The organism is Enterobacter sp. TCD1-1 (assembly GCF_020567405.1).
In the GTDB taxonomy this organism is placed as follows: Bacteria; Pseudomonadota; Gammaproteobacteria; order Enterobacterales; family Enterobacteriaceae; genus Enterobacter; species Enterobacter quasiroggenkampii.
In genome coordinates this window covers 890,622-915,646 of sequence record NZ_JAJCXF010000001.1, presented here as the reverse complement: position 1 = coordinate 915,646, position 25,025 = coordinate 890,622, and the positions used below count along the sequence as shown (strand labels likewise).

Sequence of the window (25,025 nt, the reverse complement as noted above, 5' to 3'; positions counted from 1 at the left end):
GACCCTCGGGTCTGCCTTTTTTATCCGCGCGCCGCGCGCAGCATCGCCTGTACCAGCACGACCGGACGTCCTTCCAGCGCAGCACGCTCGTGCTGGAATAAGGTGATCACGAAGAACGGGTGCGTGACCAGTTCCGCGGCACGGATTTCACCCTGATCGTCCCAGCCCGTCACATACATATCTCCGTTTTCCAGCGCCTGTGCAAACGCTGGAGACACGCCATAGTTACAGTGATATCCCTCTTCAATTTCCGGCTTGCCGTACGCTTTGGCAATCAATGTATTCCTGCGCAGTTCAATCGCATCGGTTTTTTCCACCAGCGAGCAGGTCAGCGGCGCAATCACCATGGTGCCTTCGGTATCCGTCTCAGCGTGTGCCGCATCAGCCCAGCCAAGCACGTTTCGGGCATACTCAATCAGCGCATGCTGGAACCCGCCGCAGGTGCCCAGGAACGGGATGCTGTTTTCACGGGCGTAGCGCGCGGCAATAAAAGCGGCCTCGGTGTTTTTGTAGGGGCTGGCAGGAACCAGCCAGATGGCATCGTAGCCCACCAGATCTTCAGAGCTTGTCAGCTCCGTCGTGGCCAGCCAGTCGTAATCGGCAGTGAGGTCAAGCACTGCGGCGGCGTCGTCAATGGCCAGCGGGATCGCCTGATGCGCAATAACATTGGGATTGTAATCGCCAACCAGCGCAATGCGCAGCGTCGTTTTAACCGGGAGGTGTTCCATGAAAGGTTCCTTATGCCAGAGTATTATCAGATAACATAAGGAACCTCAGACTACCGATCTTTTGCAATTATCACAATACCTTAAATTGGGAGGGTGAAATCATGATTCAGTGCAAACGGGTCTACGAACAGGCAGGCTCTGACGACGGCTATCGGGTACTGGTGGACAGGCTGTGGCCGCGCGGCGTTAAGAAAACGGACCTTGTGTATGACGAATGGTGTAAAGCGCTCGCGCCCTCAACGGAACTACGCAAGGCCTTTCATAGCGAAACGATTGATTTCACCGCCTTCAGTCAGGCCTATCGGGAAGAGTTGGCGCAGCAGGCTGACGAGGGCGCGCGTCTGGCGACGCTGGCGCGCAGGCAGACCGTCACCCTGCTCTTTGCTGCCAAAAACACGGAGCAAAATCACGCCCTGGTCTTAGCCGACTGGCTGCGCCATCTGTGATCAGCCGATCGTCAGTTCATCCAGAATTTGCGGTGCGTCATCCGGGGTGAGCGGCATCAGATGTTCGGCGCGGACAAACGCAAAGCCGTGCTGGTTATCGAAGGCGTAGACATCACCCGTCACCAGCCAAAGCGCGCGATCTGCGGTGGCCGGTAATTGCGTCATCACGCCGTTGACCGGGTTAACGAAACGTAGGCCAGGCTGGCAAAGGCCAAACAGCTCAACAGATTTACCAATATTGCGACGGCCTGACGCCGTGCGGGCACCCACGATCATCGCCATGCTGCCCGGTTTTAGCTGAAACATACTTCTCTCGCGGAAACAAACGCCAGAAACTGGCTAAGATTAATCCTAAAGAGAAGTGTATCGCAGGCGGTATCCGTCTGTCACCTGGTGGGCTGCGGATGATCGCGACGATAGAGCGTCCATTCATCGATCACTTCCCCGCCCGGTAATTTGCACTCGGTGCGAACGCCCTGCGGGCTTTGAACCGGGATCTGTTCCCCGCCTTTCTCCAGGCAGTAGACGGAGGCCGGGTTCGCCATACCGATAACGTGCGGCGGTTTCGGCGCATCGGGTGGCGTGGTTTTTGCGGTGCAGGCGGCCAGGGGAAGCGCCAGCGTCAGAAGCAGAAATCTCATCTCATTGATCCTTTTGACATCATTACACCCTAAGGGTAACGGGTCATCGCCGCGTTCTCCATGATTTCTCCATTTTAACTGCACTTTTCAGCATTATAGTGTGGCATGTTCTCGATATGACCAGAGAACATCATTCCGTAATCAAGATGTCTTTGCCCCGGTCTCAACAACGGGGCTTTTTTTCGCGCCTGCTCCCCGCTTCCTGCATATATTAAATTTTCTGTATTCATGTTTTACTATGCCTGAAGCCTAAAAACTCAGCATAACATGCAGATGCAGACGTCTTCTGCCTGGGAGTCATTCTACGTCATGTCGGACCTTATCCTCGCTCGCGTTTCAGAAACCCTTGCCACCGAGCAATCCCTTGAAAGCCTCGTTCGCCAGCTGCTGGAGATGCTGGAAATTGTCACCGACATGGAGTCGACCTACCTGACGAAGGTGGATATCGAGGCGCGGCTGCAGCACATCCTCTACGCCCGCAACAGCAAACAGATGACGATCCCGGAGGGGCTGAGCGTCCCATGGGATGAGACGCTGTGCAAACGTGCGCTGGATAGTGACACGATGTTCAGCAATGACGTGCCCGAACGTTGGCCCGAGTGTGAAGCCGCAAAAGCACTTGGCATTACCACTTACATGAGTATTCCTGTCCATCTTGCGGATGGTTCACTTTACGGAACGCTCTGCGCCACCAGCACGGCCAGAAAGCCGCTGAGCGAGCGCGCTGAACAGGTTCTGAAGCTCTTCGCCGGGCTGATTGCCCAGTCCATTCAGAAAGAGTCGCTGGTGACCCAGCTTCGCGAAGCCAATGCGGCCCTCATCGCGCACTCCTATACAGATGCCCTTACCGGTTTACCTAACCGTCGCGCCATTTTTGAAGATCTGACCACCCTCTTTTCTCTGGCCCGGCACCTGAAGCGTAACGCCATCATCGCGTTTATCGATCTGGATGATTTCAAGCTGATCAACGACCGTTACGGCCACGAGGCTGGCGATCAGTTCCTGATAGAAGTGGGCAAGCGTTTGACCGAAGAGAAACAGCAGGACGATATTATCGGTCGTCTGGGCGGGGATGAATTTCTGGTCGCGTCGCTGAGCCAGCCCCACCAGGACGGGGATAACGCGCAGCTTACGCTGCTCAAAACGCGCCTCAGCGCCTGCATCGCCGGCGAATACTGGCTCGGCAGCGTTCATATTATTTATCCGGGCGCCAGCTTCGGCGTGATCGAAGTGGACCCTGCCGCAACCGATCCTGACAGCGCGTTACGCGCTGCGGATGTGGCGATGTATCAGGATAAAAAAGGAAAAAGCAAAACACGCTTTCTCACTATGGATTAACCCCGTACACTCTACGGCGTTACAGAAACCGAAACAGGTGATGGTATGAGAATAGGGATCCTCTTCCCGGTCGTTATTTTTATAACGGCAGTGGTTTTTTTAGCGTGGTTTTTTGTTGGCGGCTACGCGGCGCCGGGGGCATAAATGCGGAAGACAACCGTCATTATGCTGATCGTTGCCATTGCAGCGTTTGCCGGCACGCAGCTTGGCTGGTGGTAAACCCAATACGTAAAAAGGCCGCCATCTGGCAGCCTTTTTCAACGCTTTCAGAACTTAGCTTTTGATCTTTCTGTAGATAAACAGCACAACCAGCGCACCGATCACCGCGACGGCGAAACTGCCGAAGTTAAAGCCATCGACCTTGCCAAAACCGAACAGCGTACTGATCCAGCCGCCGACTACCGCGCCGACAATACCCAGTATTACGGTGACGATAAACCCACCGCCATCTTTGCCCGGCATGATCCACTTCGCCAGAATACCCGCAATAAGCCCAAAGATAATCCAGGATAAAATTCCCATAACTTTCCTCTCTGTATGGTTTTTGTCATTAAATCAACGACACAAAAAAGAATAGCACAGGATTCCAGAAAGGAAATTTGTGATAAACATCACAGTGAGAGAGTGCGTCATTTTTCATCAACAAAAAGAACGGGCCACATAAACTGTGGGGTTGCAACTTTTATTGAGAAAGATTATCTTTCTCAACACTGAATAGTTGAGAGAAACACTCAGGTATTCAGTACGACATTGCTCACATTGCTTCCAGTATTTCTTGCCCACTCCTGAGTGGGCTTTTTTTTTAGCTCATACCCCAACAAACGCGTACCGGTTACGTCCCGCACGTTTCGCCTGATAGAGGGCCTGGTCTGCGGCAATAATGATATTTTGCTGGCTGCCCGCGATGTCGACGGCACGGGCGGTAGAAATTCCGACGCTTACCGTCACCCGGCCGAAGGGGCTAAAGGCATGAGCGATTTGCAGCGAGAACACATTGCGAATAATCGTCTGGGCCAGACGAAGCGCCTCCTGAATATCCGTATCCGGCAATATCAGCGCAAACTCCTCTCCGCCGTATCGCGCCACAAGCTGATTATCACGGGTAAGACTCTCCCTGAGGCTGTTTCCAAGCATAGCCAGACACCGATCCCCTTCCGGATGGCCGTAGTTATCGTTGTATTTTTTGAAGTAGTCCACGTCCACGATCAGTATCGAAATCGGGGCGTCATGCGCGGCACACAGAGCGATGTCCGAGAGGATTTTTTCATCAAAGACGCGGCGATTGTACAGCCCGGTCAACGCATCTTCTGAGGCAATAATCTTCAGCGCTTTGTTATCCCGTGTTTTACGGGACAGGTCGGAATAGAGGAAGTAAGACGCGACGATGAGTATCGCCGTGAACACAAAAATGAGTACCGCCAGCTGAATCGCCTGCTTGCGCCAGGGGGCAAGAGCTTCATCAATGCTAACCGCCACGGTGGTGACCAGTCCGTAGCGTCTGTTTTTCTCATAGGCATAAATGCGTTCGATTTTATCAAACCGCGAGATAGAGCTGGCTATCCCCGTATTTTGTACCTTGAGATATTTCCTGAAGAGCGGTGAATCAGAAACAATCGTGCCGATATAGGTATTTTTAAAGGGATACCGGACCAGCAGCACGCCTGATTGCGTCGTTAAGCCGATGACGCCCGAGTGACCGATATTAATCTGCCCATAGAGCGCCAGAAAATTTTCGATACCCAGCGTCACCACCACCACACCGTTAAATGCCCCGGTCTGGGTTTCAAGGCGCCGGCTGATGGTGATAACCCATTTGCCATTGGTTCTGCTTACCACCGGCTCCCCAATAAAAATCGCCTGATTTTTATTTTCTTTGTGATAGATAAAAAACTCTCTGTCCGAGCCTTTGCGTGGCCCCGTAAAACTTTCATGCAGCGCGGTAAAGATATCGCCCTGAGCATTGTAAACAACCACATTATTAATCTGGGTAAGAAGGTTATCCTGATTATTGATCATGTGCTGAATATTGGTCGCCTGCTGCGGGGTCATGCCATAAATTTCGATTATGTCGGAAACGGTAGTAATTAACATTTCACTCTGGCGCATGATCCCTTCAGTATAGACATCAAGGGTATGGCTCAGGTTAGCGACGCTGGTATTAATTTGCTGGATTGACTGCTGTCTGGACGTGGCAATTTGGACAGCAAGCGCCAGCGAGATGATCAATGAGACAATGATGACGGTAATGGTTGTTGTGTAAAAAGTATTTTTCACATGCACGAGCTTTTCCACCTTATCACGCCTGATATCCCTGGCTGACAACTCTTGTCACTGTAACAAAGCTCAGGATAAGAGGAAAATGAATTGCACTTAAGCATACAACAGAAGCTCGTCTTTATTTTGTTTTTCACCGCCTGGTAACCAGCGCTATTCCTGACGTTCAGCAACGCCCGCGTTTTACACCATCACGGTCTCCCTGGGCTTAGATAAAATGACTTTAATAAAATCGATATAGGAGACGGGTTTACCAAAATAATAACCCTGCAGCAGGGTAATCTCATTACGGTTGAGATACTCCAGCTGCTCTTTCGTTTCTACGCCTTCGGCCACGATCCGCAACGAAAGTTTTTTCGCCAGGTCAATAACGCAGTCCAGCAGGATCGTTGAGTCCTTCTCCTCTGATACCCGGTTAACAAAGCTTTTATCAATTTTAATATAATCTATGGCAAGCGCATTGAGACATGACAGCCCGGAATAGCCTGTACCAAAATCATCCAGTGCTATGACAAAACCGGCGTTATGCAGCGCGTTGAGGTTTTCCACCAGATGAGGATTATCGATCAACGGTTCACGTTCGGTCACCTCAAGAACCAGCTTCACGGCTTTACCCTGAAACCCCTTGCCGAAGATTCGGCAGTCACCGATGAAAGAAGGGGCATTGATGTGTCTGGCGCTGATGTTCACCCCGATATGGAACCCGTCCGGCAGCTTAGGCAGGAGCGGCTTAAGCTGTGTGACCACTTTCGCCATCAAGCCTTTGGTCAGCGGAATAATCAACCCGCTACGTTCAGCTATCGGGATAAAAACGTCCGGCGGGATAAAGCCTGACTTAGGATGCTTCCATCTTGCCAGGACTTCAACACCGTATAACCCGCCGGTATCGCCGTTCACGATCGGCTGGTAATAAGGCACGATCTCTCCCTGCAAAATGGCCTTACGCAAATCGTCTTCAAAGGTGGTACTTTTCCCCTTGTAGCGGCGGATCAAAATGCCCACCGCCACGGATAGCGCGAGAATCAGCAGAATCAGGCTCCATCCCTGTTGCAGTAGCCGCGTCAGGCTAAAAAAGGCGGGCGGTTGCCAGGCCAGACTGAAGGGGAAGTGCGAAGAGGTCGTCAGTGACCCCGCCCACGAGGCCGCTTTCCAGCCGGTCACCTCACCGTTGCGCGTAAACATCCTGTCGCCGACAACCAACCCCAGGTCAACGCTGTTTGATGCGTTCGCGATGACGTCCTGCAAATGTGCATCACTGACGCTGACGATGACGCGCCCTCCCGCGATGGGCATCTGGAAGACAAGCACCGGGATACCGTTCACCAGTCGGTTACCGGGTAGCAGCATTAATTTTTGTTCAGGTAACGTCTCCGGATGCACAATCAAAACGCCATTCCCGGGAAGGGATGTACAGATGATTTGCCCCTGCTGCTGGATCATGATGGCGCGCAGATGCGGTTTTAACGCAGCTTCTGTCCCCAGCGCCAGCTGCCCGCTGCTGGTACACCCCTGCTCCGCAACGCGCTTCGCCGTGCTGGCCGCACTGACGGCTTCCGACAGAATGTTTTCTATTTTCTGGGTGCTTACCGTGGCGGTATGAACGTTATTCATTTTCGCCATCTGCCATAACTGCCAGTTAATAATCAGTATGCCGATCAGAAAAAGAAACAAGGCACTGAGAACAGGGATCATCACGTTACGCACGATGTTTTCCTTAATAGAATAAACAAGCATGGAGGATCGGAAAGAAGAACCCGTGGTTTAACCGGCGTTACTTATCACAATGAAAATAGCTTAGCTGAGAATTATCTTAAAAAACTGATGCTTTCGTATGAGTTCACCCGCTCAAATTTGCTCACCCGACGAGACTATCAGGCTTGTGCCTTGCCCTGGCTGTGTTAAGCTTTGTGAAATCAGGGAGCGGACAGGATAACTGGAAAATGAAAAAGCGCATTGCCGTTGCGATCGTTTCAACGCTTCTGGTCATCCTGTCTCTTTATGCGGTCAACGTGGTTATCATCGGCCAGCAAAAAACCAAACAGCTTGAAATATCCCAAACCCTTTTACATTATTCAGAAGATCTGTCCCAAAGCGTGGTGCTGGGCCTCAAAAGCATAACGACGCAGGGATGTGATAAAGCCAGCCTTGATAGCTACAGGCAAATAAAGCTTAATAACCTCTATTTCAGCGATATCGGTTTTATCGAAAAGGGAAAAATTGTCTGTACCGCTTTTTGGGGTAAACTCGCGACGCCCGTTCCACTTCCTGCGGAACTGCATAAAACGCCGAGAGGTTTTCTCCTGGCGCAGTTTTCCAGAAAAGACTTTTTCACGGGCAATGCGGCTATTTATAATAATATAATTATCTTCACCTCCCGCTATGCTTACGATAAATTTACCCCGGTAACCGCAAGCTATTCTCTGAGCGCCACCACGAAGGACTTTGGCCGGATCTTTTTTTCAGCCGCCCCTGAGCTGAAGCCGCGGAGCTGGCTGCATTCGGTGTTGTTCACCCTGACCATTACACAGTGCAGCGCCTCGTGGGATTTATGCGTGATTGTAAAACACCACGATGCGGGACTGGCCTCGCTCTCCCCGTTTATCTTTACGTTTCTCGCGGTCATACTCTTTTTTATCTGGGTCGCGATAACGTTATTTATCTTCCGTCTCTATGAAGACCGTTTTTCGCTGGAACGCACGCTGATCAAAGCCGTGATAACGAATACCTTCAGCGTTAATTATCAGCCCATTATTCGTATTCGCGATCAAAAAATCGTGGGTGTCGAAGTTCTGTCGCGATGGCGCGATCAAAAGCACGGAGACGTCTCGCCGGAGCTGTTCATCCCATTAATTAAGAAAATCGGTCTGTATAAAAAATATTACAGCAATATTATCGGGAAGTCCCTTTCAGAAATTGCCCCGCTGGCGATTAAGCATCAGCTGATCGTTTCAATCAACGTTGGGCGAAAAGAAATTGAAGACGGACAGTTTATTAACATTTTGCGTCGCGAGTGCTTAGCCAATCGCCTCCCCCTTTCCCTGATGAAGGTCGAGCTTTCTGAGAAAGCCGTTTCCGCAGCGGGTATCCTCGAGGAGTTCTGTCAGGAACTGAAGTCGCTTGGCGTTAAAATTTCAATCGATGATTTTGGCGTGCAAAATTCAAATCTGGCCCGGCTGTCGCAGCTTGAATATGATGAAATTAAAATTGATAAATCGCTGGTGGATGGCGTCAGCGAGCATTATAAGCAAAACATCTTTGTTATCTTCAGCGATGCCCTTGCGAAGTTGAATAAAACCCTTGTTTTCGAGGGCGTGGAAAATGAAATTCAATATCGCTTCATTGCGGACAGATATCCCGATGCCCTGATCCAGGGATGGTATTTTTCAAAAGCACTCACCCGGAGCGAACTGGCGAAGCGACTCACCGGCGTCGCCCCGTAATCGAAGCCTGCCATGCACGTTTTTTTACGCTCAGGCGTTTCCATTTTTTCCGCCAAAACATATAGTCGTCATATTCAGACGGTAGATTACCCTGAAGCACACTCTTATTTTGGTTAAAAACGTGAAATTATCCTTACTTTTTCCAGTGGTACTGTTCTTTCTGATCGTTATTTTCGCGCTGTTTATTGATAAACCCGCTTCGCCTATTCTGCGGAAAAAATGCATGTGGTCCGATAGCGTGATGCTGAGCTGTATCGCAAAGCATCAGCATAACGGTTTCTAAGGCAGGCTATTCATTTCCCCACTGATTGAGGAAGTTCGCAACATCATCAATGCGACCCGCACGGATCCCGGCTTCAGTGGCCATCTCCTGCTGGGCTTCCTCGCTGATCTCCTCATTATTCGCTAAGCGGGTGAGCAGCAGCTGGAAATAGTGTGCCAGCGCGTCGCGCTCTGACTCCGCGACTTGCTCTGCGGCTTCCGTCGCGTACTCGTCGGCAATGTCATAATATTTCAGTGGGATGTCGTTGTGCATAACAGTCTCGTCTCAGGTCAATAAAGGTAACGTCACGAGTATATCGGAGGCGTTATCTCAACCAAAGCATTGCTTCAGAGGAGTAACGCAAGCAGCGCTGCAAGCGCGGGCATGGCCTGCACATACAAAATTTTACGGCTGGCGGTGGCTGCGCCAAAAAGTCCGGCGATCAGTACACAGGTCAGGAAGAAGATGGCTACCTGAATCCCCTTTTCGCCGAGCCAGAGGCTCCAGAGCAGACCGGCAGCCAGAAAACCGTTGTAGATCCCCTGATTCGCGGCCAGCACGCGGGTGTCGCGCGCAAAATCAGGACGCAGATTAAAAGCCTTGTGCCCTGTTTTGGTATTCCACAGGAACATTTCAAGCACAAGAATGTAGAGATGGATGAGTGCAACGACAGCGATAAGGACAGTGGCTAACATCGTGTTGTCTCCTGCAGGCAGAGGCAAAAAAAACGGGAACCCTCAGGCCCCCGCTCTTGTTTAACCCAGAATCTGGATTACATGTTCGCGATAATCGCGTCGCCAAACTCTGAACATTTCAGCAGCTTAGCGCCTTCCATCAGACGTTCGAAATCGTAAGTTACGGTTTTCGCGTTGATCGCGCCTTCCATACCTTTAACGATCAGGTCTGCGGCTTCGAACCATTCCATATGGCGCAGCATCATCTCTGCGGACAGGATGATAGAGCCTGGGTTCACTTTGTCCTGGCCTGCGTATTTTGGTGCCGTACCGTGGGTCGCTTCGAACAGGGCGCACTCGTCACCGATGTTCGCGCCAGGGGCGATACCGATACCGCCAACCTGTGCAGCCAGGGCGTCAGAGATGTAGTCACCGTTCAGGTTCATACAGGCAATCACGTCGTATTCTGCAGGACGCAGCAGGATCTGCTGCAGGAACGCATCGGCGATCACATCTTTAATGATGATCTCTTTGCCGGTGTTCGGGTTTTTGATCTTCTGCCATGGGCCGCCGTCGATCAGCTCACCGCCGAACTCTTCTTTCGCCAACTGGTAGCCCCAGTCTTTGAACGCGCCTTCGGTGAACTTCATGATGTTGCCTTTGTGAACCAGGGTCACAGAGTCGCGGTCGTTGGTGATCGCATATTCTATGGCCGCGCGCACCAGACGCTTGGTCCCTTCTTCGGAGCACGGCTTAATGCCGATACCGCAATGCTCAGGGAAGCGAATTTTCTTCACGCCCATCTCTTCGCGCAGGAATTTAATCACTTTTTCTGCGTCAGCAGAGTCCGCTTTCCATTCGATACCCGCGTAGATGTCTTCTGAGTTTTCGCGGAAGATAACCATGTCGGTCAGTTCCGGGTGCTTCACCGGGCTTGGGGTGCCCTGATAGTAACGAACCGGACGCAGACACACGTACAGGTCCAGCTCCTGACGCAGAGCTACGTTCAGAGAACGGATACCGCCGCCGACTGGCGTCGTCAGTGGGCCTTTAATAGCAACACGGTAGTCGCGGATCAGGTCCAGCGTTTCTGCTGGCAGCCAGACGTCCTGGCCATAAACTTGCGTCGATTTCTCACCGGTGTAAATTTCCATCCAGGAAATTTTACGCTCGCCTTTGTAGGCTTTCTCAACAGCGGCATCAACCACTTTCAGCATTGCCGGGGTAACGTCTACACCGATACCGTCGCCTTCGATGAACGGAATAATCGGATTGTGAGGAACGTTAATCTTGCCGTTTTGCAGGGTGATCTTTTTACCTTCCGCCGGAACAACTACTTTGCTTTCCATTAACCTCTCCTTCGAGCGCTTCTGGTTGTTACTGATCTTATGTTAATAAATTGTAATGAGCCCTTCGATAGTACCTGATTGTCCGACGCCATGAAAGGTCTTCGTTATTAGGCTATAATGCGGCAATTGATAACGCCTGAAAATACCATGAAGAAAACTTCTTTTACAAAACACCGGGTTGAGCGATTCAGCTCCCGACAAGCCGCCAGACGACCGCAAGAAACCCAGCCAAAGCGGGTGATTCTGTTCAATAAACCCTACGATGTTTTGCCGCAGTTCACCGACGAAGCCGGACGCAGCACGCTAAAGGACTACATCCCTGTTCAGGGGGTCTACGCTGCCGGGCGTCTGGACCGGGACAGCGAAGGCCTGCTGGTCTTGACCAACGACGGCGCGCTGCAGGCGAAGCTCACGCAGCCGGGAAAACGCACCGGCAAAATTTACTTCGTCCAGGTCGAAGGCGAGCCGGACGAAGAAACGCTGGAGAAATTGCGCAAAGGCGTCACGCTGAACGACGGTCCCACCCTGCCGGCAGGTATTGAACGCGTGAATGAACCGGAGTGGCTGTGGCCGCGCAATCCGCCGATCCGCGAACGCAAATCCATTCCGACCAGCTGGCTCAAAATCACCCTTTATGAAGGCCGCAACCGTCAGGTTCGACGGATGACCGCGCACGTCGGCTTCCCTACCCTGCGTCTGATTCGCTACGCTATGGGTAACTACACCCTGGAAACGCTGGCAAACGGTGAATGGCGAGACGTTACCTTTTAAGGAGTCACTATGTTTAAACCTCATGTCACGGTTGCCTGCGTGGTCCACGCCCGGGGTAAATTCCTGGTTGTCGAAGAGAGCATTAACGGCAAAGCGCTGTGGAACCAGCCAGCCGGGCACCTTGAAGCCAATGAGACCCTTCTTCAGGCCGCAAAACGCGAGCTGTGGGAAGAGACCGGCATTCACGCTGAACCCCAGCACTTCATCCGTATGCACCAGTGGATTGCACCCGACAGCACCCCTTTCCTGCGTTTTTTATTTGCCGTTGAGCTTAGCGAAATGTGCGCCACTGAGCCGCAGGATGACGATATCGACCGCTGTCTGTGGGTCACCGCCGACGAGATCCTGAACGCGCGAAACCTGCGCTCGCCGCTGGTTGCGGAAAGCATTCGCTGCTGGCAGTCAGGCGCACGCCTGCCGCTGGATGTCATCGGCGCTTTTAACTGGCCGTTTACAGAGGGTGCCAATGGTGGGGGGGCGTGATAGAATACGCCGCCTTGAAGTTCAATGTCGTGAGTATTCCATGTCAGATAATAGCCAGAAAAAAGTGATCGTCGGCATGTCCGGCGGTGTCGATTCCTCCGTTTCCGCCTACCTGTTACAGCAACAGGGCTATAAGGTGGAGGGCCTGTTCATGAAGAACTGGGAGGAAGATGATGGCGAGGAATACTGCACTGCCGCTGCGGATCTCGCCGATGCGCAGGCCGTATGCGATAAGCTCGGCATTGAACTGCACACCGTTAACTTTGCCGCAGAATACTGGGACAACGTGTTTGAACTGTTCCTCGAAGAGTACAAAGCGGGCCGCACGCCGAACCCGGATATTCTGTGCAATAAAGAGATCAAATTTAAAGCCTTCCTGGAATTCGCCGCGGAAGATCTGGGCGCAGACTACATTGCGACCGGTCACTACGTGCGTCGCGCAGACGTGAATGGCAAAAGCCAGCTGCTGCGCGGTCTGGACGGCAACAAAGATCAAAGCTACTTCCTCTATACGCTGAGCCACGAGCAAATCGCCCAGAGCCTGTTCCCTGTCGGCGAGCTGGAAAAGCCGCAGGTGCGTAAAATCGCCGAAGAGCTGGACCTGATCACCGCGAAGAAAAAAGACTCTACCGGCATCTGTTTCATCGGCGAGCGCAAATTCCGCGATTTCCTCGGACGTTACCTGCCCGCACAGCCGGGTAAAATTGTCACCGTCGACGGGGAAGAGATTGGCCAGCATCAGGGGCTGATGTACCACACCCTAGGCCAGCGTAAAGGCCTGGGTATCGGCGGGACGAAAGAAGGTAGCGAAGATCCGTGGTACGTGGTCGACAAAGATGTCGAAAACAATATTCTGGTTGTTGCTCAGGGTCACGACCATCCGCGTCTGATGTCCGTTGGCCTGATCGCGCAGCAGCTGCACTGGGTCGATCGTGAGCCGCTGAAAGGCACGCTGCGCTGCACGGTGAAAACACGCTACCGTCAGACCGATATTCCTTGCACCGTTACCGCGCTCGATGACGATCGCATTGACGTGCGCTTCGACGAGCCGGTCGCCGCCGTCACCCCGGGCCAGTCTGCTGTCTTCTACAGCGGAGAAATCTGCCTGGGCGGCGGGATCATTGAACAGCGCCTGCCGCTGCCCGCTGTTTAACAGCGATTGCACACATAAAGGAGACCGTGTGGCGAAGAACTACTATGACATCACCCTGGCGCTGGCGGGAATTTGCCAGTCAGCCCGTCTGGTGCAACAGCTGGCACATCAGGGTCATTGCGACGCTGACGCCCTGCACGTTTCACTCAACAGCGTTATCGACCTCAACCCCGGTTCAACCCTGGGCGTGTTCGGCGGCAGTGAAACCAATCTTCGTCTCGGTCTTGAAACCCTGCTTGGCGTGCTTAACGCCAGCAGCCGTCAGGGGTTAAACGCAGAGCTGACCCGCTACACGTTGAGCCTGATGGTGCTGGAGCGTAAGCTGAGCGCAGCAAAAGGCGCGCTTAATACCCTGGGCGATCGCATTGCCGGGCTACAGCGCCAGCTCGATCATTTTGACCTGCAGTCCGACACGCTGCTGAGTGCCATGGCCGGCATTTATGTTGACGTGATCAGCCCGCTGGGACCGCGTATACAGGTCACCGGCTCCCCTGCCGTGCTGCAAAGTCCACAGGTACAGGCAAAAGTGCGCGCGTCCCTGCTGGCTGGGATCCGCGCTGCCGTGCTGTGGCACCAGGTTGGCGGTGGCCGCCTGCAGCTAATGTTTTCTCGTAATCGCCTGACCACTCAGGCAAAACAAATTCTTGCTCACTGTTAACCTCCCGGAGTTGCGAATTATGGAATTATCCTCACTGACCGCCGTATCCCCTGTCGATGGACGCTACGGCGATAAAGTCAGCGCGCTGCGCGGGATCTTCAGCGAATATGGTTTGCTGAAGTTCCGTGTTCAGGTTGAAGTACGCTGGCTGCAAAAGCTGGCCGCCCAGGCAGCAATCAAGGAAGTTCCTGCTTTTGATGAAAAGGCAAACGATTACCTTGATAAAATCGTTGCCGACTTCAATGAAGAAGATGCCGCGCGCATTAAAACCATTGAGCGCACCACCAACCACGACGTGAAGGCGGTCGAGTACTTCCTGAAGGAGAAAGTGGAAAGCGTTCCTGCGCTGCACGCCGTGTCTGAGTTCATCCACTTCGCCTGTACGTCTGAAGACATCAACAACCTGTCGCACGCCCTGATGCTTTCTACCGCGCGCAAAGAGGTGGTGCTGCCTTACTGGCGTAAAATCATCGACGCGGTGAAAGCGCTGTCCGTGGAATACCGCGACATTCCGCTGCTCTCTCGTACCCACGGCCAGCCAGCCACCCCATCCACGATGGGTAAAGAGATGGCGAACGTCGCGTACCGTATGGAGCGCCAGTATCGTCAGCTGGAACAGGTTGAAATTCTGGGCAAAATCAACGGCGCGGTCGGTAACTATAACGCCCACATCGCCGCGTATCCGGAAGTGGACTGGCACCAGTTCAGCGAAGAGTTCGTGACCTCTCTGGGCATTCAGTGGAACCCGTACACTACCCAGATTGAGCCGCACGACTATATCGCCGAACTGTTTGACTGCATCGCGCGCTTCAACACCATCCTGATCGACTTCGATCGTGACGTGTGGGGCTACATCGCCCTGAACCACTTCAAACAGAAAACCATCGCGGGTGAAATCGGCTCTTCCACCATGCCGCACAAAGTGAACCCTATCGACTTCGAAAACTCCGAAGGCAACCTGGGTCTGGCGAATGCCGTACTGCAGCATATGGCAAGCAAACTGCCGGTATCCCGCTGGCAGCGCGACCTGACCGACTCCACCGTGCTGCGTAACCTGGGCGTGGGCATCGGCTACGCGCTGATTGCGTACCAGTCCACCCTGAAAGGCGTGAGCAAGCTGGAAGTGAACCGCGATCGTCTGCTGGACGAACTGGATCACAACTGGGAAGTGCTGGCGGAGCCGATTCAGACCGTGATGCGTCGTTATGGCATCGAAAAACCGTACGAAAAACTGAAAGAGCTGACCCGCGGCAAACGCGTTGACGCCGAAGGTATGAAGCAGTTTATCGACGGCCTGGCGCTGCCGGAAGAAGAGAAAACCCGCCTGAAGGCGATGACTCCAGCGAACTACATTGGCCGCGCCATCACCATGGTTGACGAGCTGAAGTAATCTCCTCTCCCCCCTTTCCGCCCGGAAAGGGGGTTGCTTTTCCCCGGTTTACTCAATGTTTATCCCCACAGCAACATAATCAGCGTTAAACTATTCATACTATTTATTCTGGGAGAAAAGATGATGCGCGTACTGGTTGTTGAGGATAACGCATTGCTACGTCATCACCTGAAGGTTCAGCTTCAGGAGATGGGACATCAGGTGGACGATGCTGAAGATGCAAAAGAAGCCGATTATTATCTCAATGAACACCTGCCGGATATCGCCATTGTCGATTTAGGGTTGCCTGATGAAGACGGTCTGTCGTTGATTCGTCGCTGGCGCAGCCACGATGTTTCTCTGCCGGTTCTGGTGCTGACCGCTCGTGAAGGCTGGCAGGATAAGGTCGAAGTGCTGAGCGCGGGTGCAGATGATTACGTCACCAAGCCATTCCATATTGAAGAGGTGGCGGCCCGCATGCAGGCGCTGCTTCGTCGCAACAGCGGGCTGGCGTCTCAGGTTATCTCCATCCCGCCTTTCCAGGTCGATCTCTCCCGCCGGGAATTATCCATCAATGATGAAGTGATCAAGCTCACCGCCTTCGAATACACCATCATGGAGACGCTGATCCGTAACAACGGCAAGGTCGTAAGCAAAGACTCCTTGATGCTCCAGCTCTATCCTGATGCTGAACTGCGTGAGAGCCATACCATTGACGTGCTGATGGGACGTTTACGTAAGAAAATTCAGGCGCAATATCCACAGGATGTGATTACCACCGTCCGTGGTCAGGGCTACCTGTTCGAATTACGCTAAATGAGACGGATCTTGCGCCATATTTTGCCCCTCTCGCTGCGGGTGCGCTTTTTACTGGCAACGGCAGCCGTCGTGCTGGTACTGTCGCTCTCCTACGGCATGGTCGCCCTGGTGGGCTACAGCGTCAGCTTTGATAAAACCACCTTTCGCCTGCTGCGTGGCGAAAGCAATCTGTTTTATACCCTGGCGAAGTGGGAAGACAATAAAATCACCGTCGAAATGCCGGAAAACCTCAATCAGCAGAGCCCCACGCTGGCCCTGATTTATGACGAAAAGGGGAAGCTACTGTGGGCACAGCGGGAGATCCCGTGGCTGGTCAAAAGCATTCGTCCGGACTGGCTCAAAACCAACGGGTTTCATGAAATTGAAGCCGATCTCAACACCACCAGCTCGCTGATCCGTGAAGATCGCTCCCTGCAGCAAAAGCTGAACGAGATCCGCGCCGACGATGCCGAAACGGAGATGACCCACTCCGTCGCAATTAACCTCTATCCGGCGACGCTAAACATGCCGCAGATGACCATCGTGGTGATCGACACCATTCCGGTCGAGCTAAAGCGTTCTTATATGGTCTGGAGCTGGTTCATCTACGTTCTGGCGGCAAATCTGCTGCTGGTGATCCCGCTGCTGTGGGTAGCGGCGTGGTGGAGCTTGCGCCCCATAGAATCACTGGCGAAAGAGGTTCGCGAGCTGGAAGAGCATCATCGCGAAAAGCTTAATCCGGAAACCACCCGCGAGCTCACCAGCCTGGTGCGAAACCTCAACCGCCTGCTGAAAAGTGAACGCGAACGCTATGATAAATACCGTACGACGCTTACCGACCTGACCCACAGCCTGAAAACCCCGCTCGCGGTCATGCAAAGCACCCTGCGTTCCATGCGCAGTTCGAAGCTGAGCGTTGACGATGCCGAGCCGGTGATGCTGGAGCAGATCAGCCGTATTTCCCAGCAAATTGGCTATTACCTCCACCGCGCCAGCATGCGTTCCGGCAGCGCCCTGCTGAGCCGCGAGCTGCATCCGGTCGCCCCGCTTCTGGATAACCTCACGTCTGCCCTCAACAAGGTGTATCAGCGTAAAGGGGTGAACATTAGCCTTGATATCTCGCCAGAGATAAGCTTTGTGGGTGAAAAAAATGACTTCATGGAAGTGATGGGTAACCTGCTGGATAACGCCTGCAAATACTGTCTGGAGTTCGTGGAAGTGTCGGCGCGGCAGACGGATAACGAACTGCATATCATCGTTGAGGATGATGGTCCGGGGATCCCGCGCAATAAACGTGATGTGGTGTTCGATCGCGGTCAACGCGCCGATACGCTACGTCCTGGCCAGGGCGTTGGATTAGCCGTCGCGCGTGAGATTGTCGATCAGTACGACGGGAAAATCGAAACCAGTGAAAGTTTGCTGGGCGGCGCGCGAATGGAGGTCATTTTTGGTCGCCAGCAGCCCACATCGAACGATAGTTAACCCGTTATGTGAAAAATGCGAGGATCTCGCAGCCGGGGGGCTGAGCTTCCGTTATAATCCGAGTCAGTAAGAGCCTGCGGAATAAAAAAATATGGATTATCACTTAACGCTTAACTGGCCCGAGTTTATTGAACGTTACTGGCAAAAACGCCCGGTCGTTCTGAAACGTGGGTTCAGCAATTTTGTCGACCCCATCTCGCCTGACGAGCTGGCCGGTCTGGCCATGGAAAACGAAGTCGACAGTCGTCTGGTCAGCCACCAGGACGGGAAATGGCAGGTTAGCCACGGTCCTTTCGAAAGCTACGATCACCTCGGTGAAAACAACTGGTCGCTGCTGGTGCAGGCGGTCAACCACTGGCACGAGCCAACGGCCGCCTTAATGCGTCCGTTCCGCGCCCTGCCCGACTGGCGCATGGACGATCTGATGATCTCCTTCTCCGTTCCTGGCGGTGGCGTCGGTCCGCATCTGGACCAGTACGACGTGTTTATTATTCAGGGTACGGGCCGCCGCCGCTGGCGCGTGGGCGAAAAAGTCCCCATGAAGCAGCACTGCCCGCATCCGGACCTGCTTCAGGTTGAACCGTTTGACGGGATTATCGACGAAGAGCTGGAGCCGGGTGACATTCTCTACATTCCACCGGGATTCCCTCACGAAGGTTACTCCCTGGAGAATTCCCTCAACTACTCCGTCGGGTTCCGCGCGCCAAGCGGCCGCGAGATGATCAGCGGATTTGCCGACTATGTTCTGCAGCGCGAGCTGGGCAGCTATCGTTACAGCGACCCTGATGTGCCTGCACGCGAGCATCCGGCCGATATCCTGCCCGCAGAGCTGGATAAGCTGCGCGGCATGATGCTGGATCTGATTAACGAGCCGGAGCACTTCAAACAGTGGTTTGGCGAGTTTATCAGCCAGTCGCGCCACGAGCTGGACGTTGCACCACCGGAGCCGCCTTATCAGGCTGACGAGATTTATGATGCGCTTCAGCAGGGCGACAAGCTGACGCGTCTGGGCGGGCTACGCGTGCTGCGTATTGGTGAGGAGGTGTTCGTCAACGGCGAGAAGCTGGACTCTCCACACCGTCCGGCACTGGAAGCGATTGCCAGCCATCTGGTGCTGACTGCCGATACCTTTGGCGATGCGCTGGAAGACCCGTCTTTCCTCGCGATGCTGGCCGCACTGGTCAACAGCGGGTACTGGTTCTTTGAGGACTGAGTCGTGATATTTGCCGGGTGGCGGCTACGCCTTACCCGGCCTACATTCGGATCGTAGGCCCGGTAAGCGTAGCGCCACCGGGCGTTTTTATCGACGCTCACCCGCCGCAAAATCCTCGATCTCGCCGGCCCAATCCACCGGATACAATCCCTCCTGCACGTCCCGATGAAACGTTGAAAACGGCCAGTCGCTGACTTTACCCACAAAGCCGTGCTTCAGCGGATTGATGTAAATGTAATCCACATGCCGCCGGTAGTCCTCTTCGTTACGGATAGTGTGTTCCCAGAATCGTGGCTGCCAGATATGGCGCATGTCGATGTTGCGGCTGAACGTCTTTTTGATATCCCGCCAGCGAGCAGAAAAATCACTGTCTCCTTCCGGTAGGGTCCAGATACAGTGCATGTGTTCAGGCAGAATAACCCACGCGTTGATGGTGAAGGGCTTCGCACGCTTAACCGTTGAGAAGGCGGAACGCAGGCTATCGATATGACGGGTAAGCAAATCGCTCTGACGGTTTTGCAGGTTGACGGTGAAGAACCAGGTTCCACCGGGGACGTAATGGCGACGGTAGTTTGACATGGGCACTCCTTGCCTTTCTGCCCGGTGGCGCTTCGCTTACCGGGCCTACAATTTGAACGTAGGCCGGGTAAGGCGTAGCCGCCACCCGGCTTAAAGCGGCTACCGCTTCGCGGTCAACTCCGCAATCCGCACAATCACCTTCACCGCCTTTTCCATCCCTTCCAGCGTCACAAACTCATGTTTGCCATGGTAGTTATAGCCACCGGTAAACAGGTTCGGGCACGGTAGCCCCATGAATGACAGCTGAGAACCGTCGGTGCCGCCGCGAATCGGCTTCAGCTGCGGTTCAATATCGCAGTCGCGCATCGCCTGCTGGGCGATATCGAGAATATGCGGATGCGCCATCACCTTCTCGCGCATATTGTAATAGCTGTCTTCGATGATGAGCTCAATATAGCAGTCAGGATGCAGGCCCTTGCCCACCTTCTTGGCGATCTCCATCATCTTACGCTTGCGCGCCTCAAAGGCTTTACGGTCGAAATCGCGGATGATGTAGTGCATCTGCGCGCTGTCCACGGTGCCTTTGATGCTGGTCAGGTGATAGAACCCTTCATCCCCCTCGGTCTGTTCGGGGCTCTCTTCCGCCGGGACTTCCGCATGAATTCGCGATGCCAGCGACAGCGCGTTCACCATGACGCCTTTCGCCGAACCGGGGTGAACATTGTTGCCGACAATTTTGATCGTCACTGAGGCAGCATTGAAGTTTTCATACTCCAGCTCACCGACGCCGCCACCGTCAACGGTATAGGCCCACTGCGCGTTAAAGGCGTCCACGTCGAAGTGCTTCGCCCCCTTGCCGACCTCTTCATCCGGCGTAAAGGCCACGCGGATATCGCCGTGCGGGATATCTTTGCCCTTCAGCACCGCCAGCGCCGTCATGATTTCCGCGATCCCCGCTTTATCATCCGCCCCCAGCAGCGTTTTTCCGTCGGTGGTGATCAGCGTCTGGCCCAGCAGCTGGTGCAGCACCGGGAACATGACGGGCGAGAGCACTTCGTCGCCTATGCCCAGCGCAATGTCGCCGCCGCGGTAGTTTTCAACGATCTGCGGGTTTACATGTTTACCGCTAAAATCCGGAGAGGTGTCGACATGGGAGATAAAGCCAATCGCCGGAATGTCACCCGGGACATTCGCCGGCAGCGTTCCCATCACAGTGCCTTTCTCGCTTAACGTGACGTTGACCAGCCCCATGGCGTCAAGCTGCTCTTTAAGCAGGTTTAATAACTTCCACTGGCCTTCGGTGCTCGGCACCTGGCGAACACCCGGTTTAGATTGGGTATCCAGCGAAACGTACTGTAAAAAACGCTCAAGTAATTTATCCATGCAGTCACCCTCACTTTTTGTGACAACATTATCAATAAGCATCAAAACGCAAATATTGCGTCAGGTCACTTTTATCCCGCAAACGAGAATATTTTCCGTTTATATCGTTATGCGTTAGTAAATGTAGCTTATGAATCAGTGACAAGGATTGGCGATTGCAGGGGATTGCCGTAGAATGTCCGCCCTCATTACGAGTCACCAAGGTGGTTACACACAAACCCCGCTTCAGTCTGCTGCCTGAGGCGTCTATATGGGACAGCGCAAAAATTGAATACACAAACCCGTTCACCGCTGGTGAAACTGGAACGAATTCGTAAAAGTTTTGATGGCAAGGACGTCATTTCCGACCTCACTCTCACCATCAATGACGGTGAGTTTCTGACGCTGCTTGGCCCCTCCGGCTGCGGCAAAACAACCGTACTGCGCCTTATCGCCGGGCTGGAAAGCGTCGATAACGGCCATATCCATCTTGAAAACCAGGACATCACCCAGGTTCCCGCCGAAGACCGCCACGTCAATACTGTCTTTCAGAGCTATGCCCTCTTCCCGCACATGACCGTGTTTGAAAACGTGGCGTTTGGCCTGCGGATGCAAAAAACCCCGGCGAATGAAATCGAACCGCGCGTCACCGAAGCCCTGCGCATGGTGCAGCTCGAGACGTTCGCCCAGCGAAAACCGCATCAGCTTTCCGGCGGCCAGCAGCAGCGCGTGGCCATCGCCCGCGCCGTGGTCAACAAGCCGCGTCTGCTCCTGCTGGATGAATCCCTCTCCGCGCTGGACTACAAGCTGCGCAAGCAGATGCAGAACGAACTCAAGGCTCTGCAGCGCAAGCTCGGCATTACCTTTGTCTTCGTCACCCACGACCAGGAAGAGGCCCTGACCATGTCCGACCGCATCGTGGTGATGCGTGACGGTAAAATCGAGCAGGACGGCACGCCGCGTGAAATCTACGAAGAGCCGAAGAACCTGTTTGTCGCCAGCTTCATTGGTGAAATCAATATCTTCGACGCCACGGTGATCGAACGTCTGGACGACCAGCGCGTCCGGGCCCGCGTCGAAGGACGGGAGTGCGCCATCACGGTGAATTTCCCCGTCGAAAAGGGACAAAAGCTCAACGTTCTGCTGCGCCCGGAAGATCTGCGCGTCGATGAAATCCACGGCAATGCCGAGGCCGAAGGGTTAATCGGCTATATCCGCGAGCGCAACTACAAAGGGATGACGCTGGAGTCTGTCGTCGAGCTGGAGAACGGCAAAATGGTGATGGTCAGCGAGTTCTTTAACGAGGACGACCCTGACTTCGACCACTCTCTCGACCAGAAAATGGTTATCAACTGGGTAGAAAGCTGGGAGGTTGTACTGGCTGATGAAGAACACAAGTAAGTTCCAGAATGTGGTGATTGCCACGATCGTCGGTTGGCTTGTGTTGTTTGTCTTTCTCCCCAACCTGATGATTATCGCCACCAGCTTCCTGACCCGCGACGATACCCATTTCGTTTCGCTGGTCTTTACGCTGGACAACTACGCGCGCCTGCTCGATCCGCTCTATTTTGACGTGCTGCTTCACTCGCTGAATATGGCGCTGATTGCCACGATTGCCTGTCTGGTGCTGGGATATCCCTTCGCGTGGTTCCTCGCGGGCCTGCCGCAAAAGGTGCGGCCCCTGCTGCTGTTTTTACTGATTGTGCCGTTCTGGACCAACTCGCTGATTCGCATCTACGGGCTGAAAATCTTCCTCAGCACCAAAGGCTACCTCAATGAATTTCTGCTGTGGCTGGGAGTGATCGATACGCCGATCCGCATCATGTTCACCCCGAGCGCGGTGATTGTTGGTCTGGTCTATATCCTGCTGCCGTTTATGGTGATGCCGCTCTACTCCAGCATTGAGAAGCTGGATAAACCGCTGCTGGAAGCGGCAAAAGATCTGGGTGCCAACAGGTTCCAGACCTTTATCCGCATTATCATCCCGCTGACCATGCCCGGCATTATCGCGGGCTGTCTGCTGGTGATGCTCCCGGCGATGGGCTTGTTCTACGTTTCTGACCTGATGGGCGGGGCGAAAAACCTGCTGATTGGGAATGTGATCAAGAGCCAGTTCCTCAACATCCGCGACTGGCCGTTCGGGTCCGCCACCAGCATCACGCTGACGGTGGTGATGGGTCTGATGCTGCTGGTCTACTGGCGCGCCTCACGGTTGCTGAACAAGAAGGTGGAACTCGAATGATCGGTCGACTGCTTCGCGGCGGTTTTATGACCGCCATTTACGCTTACCTGTATATCCCGATCATTATTTTGATCGTGAACTCGTTTAACAGCTCGCGCTTTGGGATTAACTGGCAGGGCTTTACCACCGACTGGTACAGCCTGCTGATGAACAATGACAGCCTGCTGCAGGCCGCTCAGCACTCGCTGACGATGGCGATCTTCTCCGCCACCTTCGCCACGCTGATTGGCTCCCTGACCGCCGTGGCGCTCTACCGTTATCGCTTTCGCGGTAAACCGTTCGTCAGCGGCATGCTGTTTGTGGTGATGATGTCGCCGGACATCGTGATGGCGATTTCGCTGCTGGTGCTGTTTATGCTGCTGGGCGTTCAGCTTGGCTTCTGGTCGCTGCTGTTTTCCCATATCACCTTCTGCCTGCCGTTTGTGGTGGTGACCGTCTTTGCGCGCCTGAAAGGGTTCGACGTGCGCATGCTGGAGGCGGCGAAAGATCTGGGCGCCAGCGAGATGACCATCCTGCGCAAAATCATCCTGCCGCTGGCGATGCCCGCCGTGGCGGCCGGATGGCTGCTGAGCTTTACCCTGTCGATGGATGACGTGGTGGTCTCCTCCTTCGTGACCGGGCCGAGCTATGAAATTCTGCCGTTGAAAATCTATTCGATGGTGAAAGTCGGCGTTTCACCTGAGGTGAACGCGCTGGCGACCATTCTGCTGGTGTTTTCGCTGGTTCTGGTGATCGCCAGCCAGGTTATTGCTCGTGATAAAACAAAATCTCAGGGGACAATGAAATGAAAAAAATGCTCGCCGCTGCGGCGCTGGTGCTTGGCATGGGTGCCGCGCACGCTGATGACAGCAAAACGCTCTACTTCTACAACTGGACCGAGTATGTGCCGCCGGGACTGCTGGAACAGTTCACCAAAGAGACGGGCATCAAGGTGATCTACTCGACCTACGAGTCGAATGAAACCATGTATGCCAAGCTCAAAACCTACAAAGACGGCGCATACGATCTGGTGGTTCCTTCCACCTACTTTGTCGACAAAATGCGCAAAGAGGGCATGATCCAGAAGATCGATAAAACGAAGCTAACCCATTTTGCAAACCTCGATCCGGAGATGCTCAACAAGCCGTTTGACCCGAATAACGACTACTCCATTCCGTATATCTGGGGGGCAACCGCGATTGGCGTTAACAGCGAGGCCGTCGACCCGAAATCGGTGACAAGCTGGGCCGACCTGTGGAAACCGGAGTACAAAGGCAGCCTGTTGTTGACCGACGACGCGCGAGAAGTGTTCCAGGTCGCGCTGCGCAAGCTGGGCTACTCGGGCAATACGACGGATCCAAAAGAGATTGAAGCGGCGTATACCGAGCTGAAAAAGCTGATGCCTAACGTGGCGGCATTCAACTCCGATAACCCGGCAAACCCGTATATGGAAGGCGAAGTGAACCTGGGGATGGTGTGGAACGGTTCCGCGTATGTCGCCCGCCAGGCCGGTACGCCGCTTGAGGTTGTCTGGCCAAAAGAGGGCGGGATTTTCTGGATGGACAGTCTTTCAATCCCGGCCAACGCGAAAAACGTGGACGGGGCGCATAAGCTGATTGACTTCCTGCTGCGCCCTGACGTGGCGAAACAGGTTGCCGAGACGATTGGCTACCCGACGCCCAACCTGGCCGCACGCAAACTGCTGAAGCCTGACGTCGCTAACGATAAGTCGCTCTACCCGGACGCCGAAACCATCAGCAAAGGTGAATGGCAGAACGATGTCGGCGACGCCAGCCGCCTCTACGAAGAGTATTACCAGAAGTTAAAAGCGGGCCGCTAACCGG

At 53.9% G+C, this 25,025-nt stretch carries 27 protein-coding genes; 16 read left to right on the top strand and 11 right to left on the bottom strand.

Going from position 1 to position 25,025, the window contains the following annotated elements; all coding sequences use genetic code 11:
* Positions 1–20: 20 nt before the first annotated feature.
* Positions 21–728: a CTP synthase gene (locus LJA86_RS04410; protein WP_229225693.1), complete on the bottom strand. Its 708-nt coding sequence runs from the start codon at positions 726–728 to the stop codon at positions 21–23.
* Between the two features lie 101 nt (positions 729–829).
* Here LJA86_RS04410 and LJA86_RS04405 point away from each other — a divergent pair, with 101 nt between their 5' ends.
* Complete coding sequence (locus LJA86_RS04405) at positions 830–1,174, top strand: DUF488 domain-containing protein (protein WP_048027500.1); 345 nt, start codon at positions 830–832, stop codon at positions 1,172–1,174.
* Here the strand turns inward: LJA86_RS04405 and LJA86_RS04400 are convergent, their stop codons facing one another.
* Both LJA86_RS04400 and LJA86_RS04395 read right to left on the bottom strand, forming a co-directional pair.
* Positions 1,175–1,480 carry a periplasmic protein gene (locus LJA86_RS04400; RefSeq protein ID WP_048027499.1) on the bottom strand — a complete coding sequence of 102 codons (306 nt, stop codon included), beginning with the start codon at positions 1,478–1,480 and terminating at the stop codon, positions 1,175–1,177.
* Positions 1,481–1,560: 80 nt separating this feature from the next.
* Entirely contained in the window at positions 1,561–1,815 is a 255-nt protein-coding gene (locus tag LJA86_RS04395) for a DUF333 domain-containing protein (protein WP_045910230.1), read from the bottom strand.
* 309 nt (positions 1,816–2,124) lie between these two features.
* Here LJA86_RS04395 and LJA86_RS04390 point away from each other — a divergent pair, with 309 nt between their 5' ends.
* Together LJA86_RS04390 and LJA86_RS04385 are read left to right on the top strand one after the other, a co-directional pair.
* Positions 2,125–3,153 carry a sensor domain-containing diguanylate cyclase gene (locus LJA86_RS04390; protein ID WP_032664129.1) on the top strand — a complete coding sequence of 343 codons (1,029 nt, stop codon included), beginning with the start codon at positions 2,125–2,127 and terminating at the stop codon, positions 3,151–3,153.
* A gap of 45 nt (positions 3,154–3,198) precedes the next feature.
* A complete protein-coding gene (locus tag LJA86_RS04385; protein WP_014883431.1) occupies positions 3,199–3,297 on the top strand; it encodes a YoaK family small membrane protein in 99 nt (32 codons plus the stop codon).
* A 129-nt stretch (positions 3,298–3,426) separates the two neighbouring features.
* Here the strand turns inward: LJA86_RS04385 and LJA86_RS04380 are convergent, their stop codons facing one another.
* The 3 genes from LJA86_RS04380 to LJA86_RS04370 form a co-directional block, all read right to left on the bottom strand.
* Positions 3,427–3,675 (bottom strand): GlsB/YeaQ/YmgE family stress response membrane protein, encoded by a 249-nt coding sequence (locus LJA86_RS04380; protein ID WP_008500746.1) that lies wholly within the window; start codon positions 3,673–3,675, stop codon positions 3,427–3,429.
* 285 nt (positions 3,676–3,960) lie between these two features.
* The gene (locus LJA86_RS04375) at positions 3,961–5,445 is read right to left on the bottom strand and encodes a sensor domain-containing diguanylate cyclase (protein WP_374758943.1); all 1,485 of its coding nucleotides are present in this window, start codon (positions 5,443–5,445) and stop codon (positions 3,961–3,963) included.
* A gap of 165 nt (positions 5,446–5,610) precedes the next feature.
* Positions 5,611–7,161 carry a cyclic diguanylate phosphodiesterase gene (locus tag LJA86_RS04370; protein WP_229225692.1) on the bottom strand — a complete coding sequence of 517 codons (1,551 nt, stop codon included), beginning with the start codon at positions 7,159–7,161 and terminating at the stop codon, positions 5,611–5,613.
* A 206-nt stretch (positions 7,162–7,367) separates the two neighbouring features.
* Between LJA86_RS04370 and LJA86_RS04365 the strand changes: the two genes are divergently transcribed.
* Positions 7,368–8,867: a cyclic diguanylate phosphodiesterase gene (locus LJA86_RS04365; RefSeq protein ID WP_229225691.1), complete on the top strand. Its 1,500-nt coding sequence runs from the start codon at positions 7,368–7,370 to the stop codon at positions 8,865–8,867.
* Positions 8,868–9,156: 289 nt separating this feature from the next.
* Here the strand turns inward: LJA86_RS04365 and LJA86_RS04360 are convergent, their stop codons facing one another.
* The 3 genes from LJA86_RS04360 to icd form a co-directional block, all read right to left on the bottom strand.
* The gene (locus LJA86_RS04360) at positions 9,157–9,402 is read right to left on the bottom strand and encodes a DUF2543 family protein (protein WP_025911748.1); all 246 of its coding nucleotides are present in this window, start codon (positions 9,400–9,402) and stop codon (positions 9,157–9,159) included.
* Positions 9,403–9,476: 74 nt separating this feature from the next.
* A complete protein-coding gene (locus tag LJA86_RS04355; RefSeq protein ID WP_111966896.1) occupies positions 9,477–9,824 on the bottom strand; it encodes a DUF1304 domain-containing protein in 348 nt (115 codons plus the stop codon).
* Positions 9,825–9,901: 77 nt separating this feature from the next.
* Positions 9,902–11,152, bottom strand: coding sequence for an NADP-dependent isocitrate dehydrogenase (gene icd / locus LJA86_RS04350; RefSeq protein ID WP_008500752.1), 1,251 nt, complete (start codon positions 11,150–11,152; stop codon positions 9,902–9,904).
* Between the two features lie 117 nt (positions 11,153–11,269).
* On the opposite strand from icd, the gene rluE reads away from it, so the two are divergent.
* The 8 genes from rluE (at position 11,270) to LJA86_RS04310 (ending at position 19,079) form a co-directional block, all read left to right on the top strand.
* Positions 11,270–11,923, top strand: coding sequence for a 23S rRNA pseudouridine(2457) synthase RluE (gene rluE / locus LJA86_RS04345; protein ID WP_229225690.1), 654 nt, complete (start codon positions 11,270–11,272; stop codon positions 11,921–11,923).
* A gap of 9 nt (positions 11,924–11,932) precedes the next feature.
* Positions 11,933–12,406 (top strand): NUDIX hydrolase, encoded by a 474-nt coding sequence (locus tag LJA86_RS04340; protein WP_229225689.1) that lies wholly within the window; start codon positions 11,933–11,935, stop codon positions 12,404–12,406.
* A 40-nt stretch (positions 12,407–12,446) separates the two neighbouring features.
* A complete protein-coding gene (gene mnmA / locus LJA86_RS04335) occupies positions 12,447–13,559 on the top strand; it encodes a tRNA 2-thiouridine(34) synthase MnmA (RefSeq protein WP_021241033.1) in 1,113 nt (370 codons plus the stop codon).
* Positions 13,560–13,587: 28 nt separating this feature from the next.
* Positions 13,588–14,217, top strand: coding sequence for a high frequency lysogenization protein HflD (gene hflD, locus LJA86_RS04330; RefSeq protein ID WP_008500756.1), 630 nt, complete (start codon positions 13,588–13,590; stop codon positions 14,215–14,217).
* A 19-nt stretch (positions 14,218–14,236) separates the two neighbouring features.
* Positions 14,237–15,607 (top strand): adenylosuccinate lyase, encoded by a 1,371-nt coding sequence (purB, locus tag LJA86_RS04325; RefSeq protein WP_045910223.1) that lies wholly within the window; start codon positions 14,237–14,239, stop codon positions 15,605–15,607.
* A gap of 123 nt (positions 15,608–15,730) precedes the next feature.
* Positions 15,731–16,402 (top strand): two-component system response regulator PhoP, encoded by a 672-nt coding sequence (phoP, locus tag LJA86_RS04320; RefSeq protein WP_024908594.1) that lies wholly within the window; start codon positions 15,731–15,733, stop codon positions 16,400–16,402.
* Positions 16,403–17,866, top strand: coding sequence for a two-component system sensor histidine kinase PhoQ (gene phoQ / locus LJA86_RS04315; protein WP_229225688.1), 1,464 nt, complete (start codon positions 16,403–16,405; stop codon positions 17,864–17,866).
* Positions 17,867–17,957: 91 nt separating this feature from the next.
* The gene (locus LJA86_RS04310) at positions 17,958–19,079 is read left to right on the top strand and encodes a cupin domain-containing protein (protein WP_229225687.1); all 1,122 of its coding nucleotides are present in this window, start codon (positions 17,958–17,960) and stop codon (positions 19,077–19,079) included.
* 87 nt (positions 19,080–19,166) lie between these two features.
* On the opposite strand, the gene LJA86_RS04305 is transcribed toward LJA86_RS04310, so the two are convergent.
* Positions 19,167–19,658, bottom strand: coding sequence for an REP-associated tyrosine transposase (locus tag LJA86_RS04305; RefSeq protein ID WP_229225686.1), 492 nt, complete (start codon positions 19,656–19,658; stop codon positions 19,167–19,169).
* Positions 19,659–19,757: 99 nt separating this feature from the next.
* Positions 19,758–20,981, bottom strand: coding sequence for a peptidase T (gene pepT / locus LJA86_RS04300; protein ID WP_229225685.1), 1,224 nt, complete (start codon positions 20,979–20,981; stop codon positions 19,758–19,760).
* Positions 20,982–21,218: 237 nt separating this feature from the next.
* Between pepT and potA the strand changes: the two genes are divergently transcribed.
* Genes potA through potD form a run of 4 tightly spaced genes read left to right on the top strand, consistent with a single transcriptional unit; the run spans position 21,219 to position 25,021 of the window.
* Complete coding sequence (gene potA, locus LJA86_RS04295) at positions 21,219–22,361, top strand: spermidine/putrescine ABC transporter ATP-binding protein PotA (RefSeq protein WP_167213168.1); 1,143 nt, start codon at positions 21,219–21,221, stop codon at positions 22,359–22,361.
* Positions 22,345–23,202, top strand: a complete 858-nt coding sequence (potB, locus tag LJA86_RS04290) for a spermidine/putrescine ABC transporter permease PotB (RefSeq protein ID WP_196346143.1) — start codon at positions 22,345–22,347, stop codon at positions 23,200–23,202. Before potA ends, potB begins: the two co-directional genes overlap by 17 nt.
* Entirely contained in the window at positions 23,199–23,990 is a 792-nt protein-coding gene (gene potC / locus LJA86_RS04285; protein ID WP_008500765.1) for a spermidine/putrescine ABC transporter permease PotC, read from the top strand. The genes potB and potC overlap by 4 nt, the downstream gene beginning before the upstream one ends.
* Positions 23,987–25,021: a spermidine/putrescine ABC transporter substrate-binding protein PotD gene (gene potD / locus LJA86_RS04280; protein WP_229225684.1), complete on the top strand. Its 1,035-nt coding sequence runs from the start codon at positions 23,987–23,989 to the stop codon at positions 25,019–25,021. Before potC ends, potD begins: the two co-directional genes overlap by 4 nt.
* The last annotated feature ends 4 nt before the right edge of the window (positions 25,022–25,025 follow it).

Excerpts from the sequence above, each read along its gene's own strand:
- LJA86_RS04400 (WP_048027499.1), bottom strand. The coding sequence starts at position 1,480 with ATGTTTCAGCTAAAACCGGGCAGCATGGCGATGATCGTGGGTGCCCGC.
- pepT (WP_229225685.1), bottom strand. The coding sequence starts at position 20,981 with ATGGATAAATTACTTGAGCGTTTTTTACAGTACGTTTCGCTGGATACC.
- LJA86_RS04385 (WP_014883431.1), top strand. The coding sequence starts at position 3,199 with ATGAGAATAGGGATCCTCTTCCCGGTCGTTATTTTTATAACGGCAGTG.
- LJA86_RS04370 (WP_229225692.1), bottom strand. The coding sequence starts at position 7,161 with ATGCTTGTTTATTCTATTAAGGAAAACATCGTGCGTAACGTGATGATC.
- LJA86_RS04340 (WP_229225689.1), top strand. The coding sequence starts at position 11,933 with ATGTTTAAACCTCATGTCACGGTTGCCTGCGTGGTCCACGCCCGGGGT.
- potC (WP_008500765.1), top strand. The coding sequence starts at position 23,199 with ATGATCGGTCGACTGCTTCGCGGCGGTTTTATGACCGCCATTTACGCT.
- LJA86_RS04405 (WP_048027500.1), top strand. The coding sequence starts at position 830 with ATGATTCAGTGCAAACGGGTCTACGAACAGGCAGGCTCTGACGACGGC.
- potB (WP_196346143.1), top strand. The coding sequence starts at position 22,345 with ATGAAGAACACAAGTAAGTTCCAGAATGTGGTGATTGCCACGATCGTC.
- mnmA (WP_021241033.1), top strand. The coding sequence starts at position 12,447 with ATGTCAGATAATAGCCAGAAAAAAGTGATCGTCGGCATGTCCGGCGGT.
- LJA86_RS04410 (WP_229225693.1), bottom strand. The coding sequence starts at position 728 with ATGGAACACCTCCCGGTTAAAACGACGCTGCGCATTGCGCTGGTTGGC.
- LJA86_RS04360 (WP_025911748.1), bottom strand. The coding sequence starts at position 9,402 with ATGCACAACGACATCCCACTGAAATATTATGACATTGCCGACGAGTAC.
- LJA86_RS04395 (WP_045910230.1), bottom strand. The coding sequence starts at position 1,815 with ATGAGATTTCTGCTTCTGACGCTGGCGCTTCCCCTGGCCGCCTGCACC.
- LJA86_RS04305 (WP_229225686.1), bottom strand. The coding sequence starts at position 19,658 with ATGTCAAACTACCGTCGCCATTACGTCCCCGGTGGAACCTGGTTCTTC.
- phoQ (WP_229225688.1), top strand. The coding sequence starts at position 16,403 with ATGAGACGGATCTTGCGCCATATTTTGCCCCTCTCGCTGCGGGTGCGC.
- LJA86_RS04310 (WP_229225687.1), top strand. The coding sequence starts at position 17,958 with ATGGATTATCACTTAACGCTTAACTGGCCCGAGTTTATTGAACGTTAC.
- potD (WP_229225684.1), top strand. The coding sequence starts at position 23,987 with ATGAAAAAAATGCTCGCCGCTGCGGCGCTGGTGCTTGGCATGGGTGCC.
- phoP (WP_024908594.1), top strand. The coding sequence starts at position 15,731 with ATGCGCGTACTGGTTGTTGAGGATAACGCATTGCTACGTCATCACCTG.
- LJA86_RS04355 (WP_111966896.1), bottom strand. The coding sequence starts at position 9,824 with ATGTTAGCCACTGTCCTTATCGCTGTCGTTGCACTCATCCATCTCTAC.
- LJA86_RS04365 (WP_229225691.1), top strand. The coding sequence starts at position 7,368 with ATGAAAAAGCGCATTGCCGTTGCGATCGTTTCAACGCTTCTGGTCATC.
- icd (WP_008500752.1), bottom strand. The coding sequence starts at position 11,152 with ATGGAAAGCAAAGTAGTTGTTCCGGCGGAAGGTAAAAAGATCACCCTG.
- purB (WP_045910223.1), top strand. The coding sequence starts at position 14,237 with ATGGAATTATCCTCACTGACCGCCGTATCCCCTGTCGATGGACGCTAC.
- LJA86_RS04380 (WP_008500746.1), bottom strand. The coding sequence starts at position 3,675 with ATGGGAATTTTATCCTGGATTATCTTTGGGCTTATTGCGGGTATTCTG.
- LJA86_RS04390 (WP_032664129.1), top strand. The coding sequence starts at position 2,125 with ATGTCGGACCTTATCCTCGCTCGCGTTTCAGAAACCCTTGCCACCGAG.
- rluE (WP_229225690.1), top strand. The coding sequence starts at position 11,270 with ATGCGGCAATTGATAACGCCTGAAAATACCATGAAGAAAACTTCTTTT.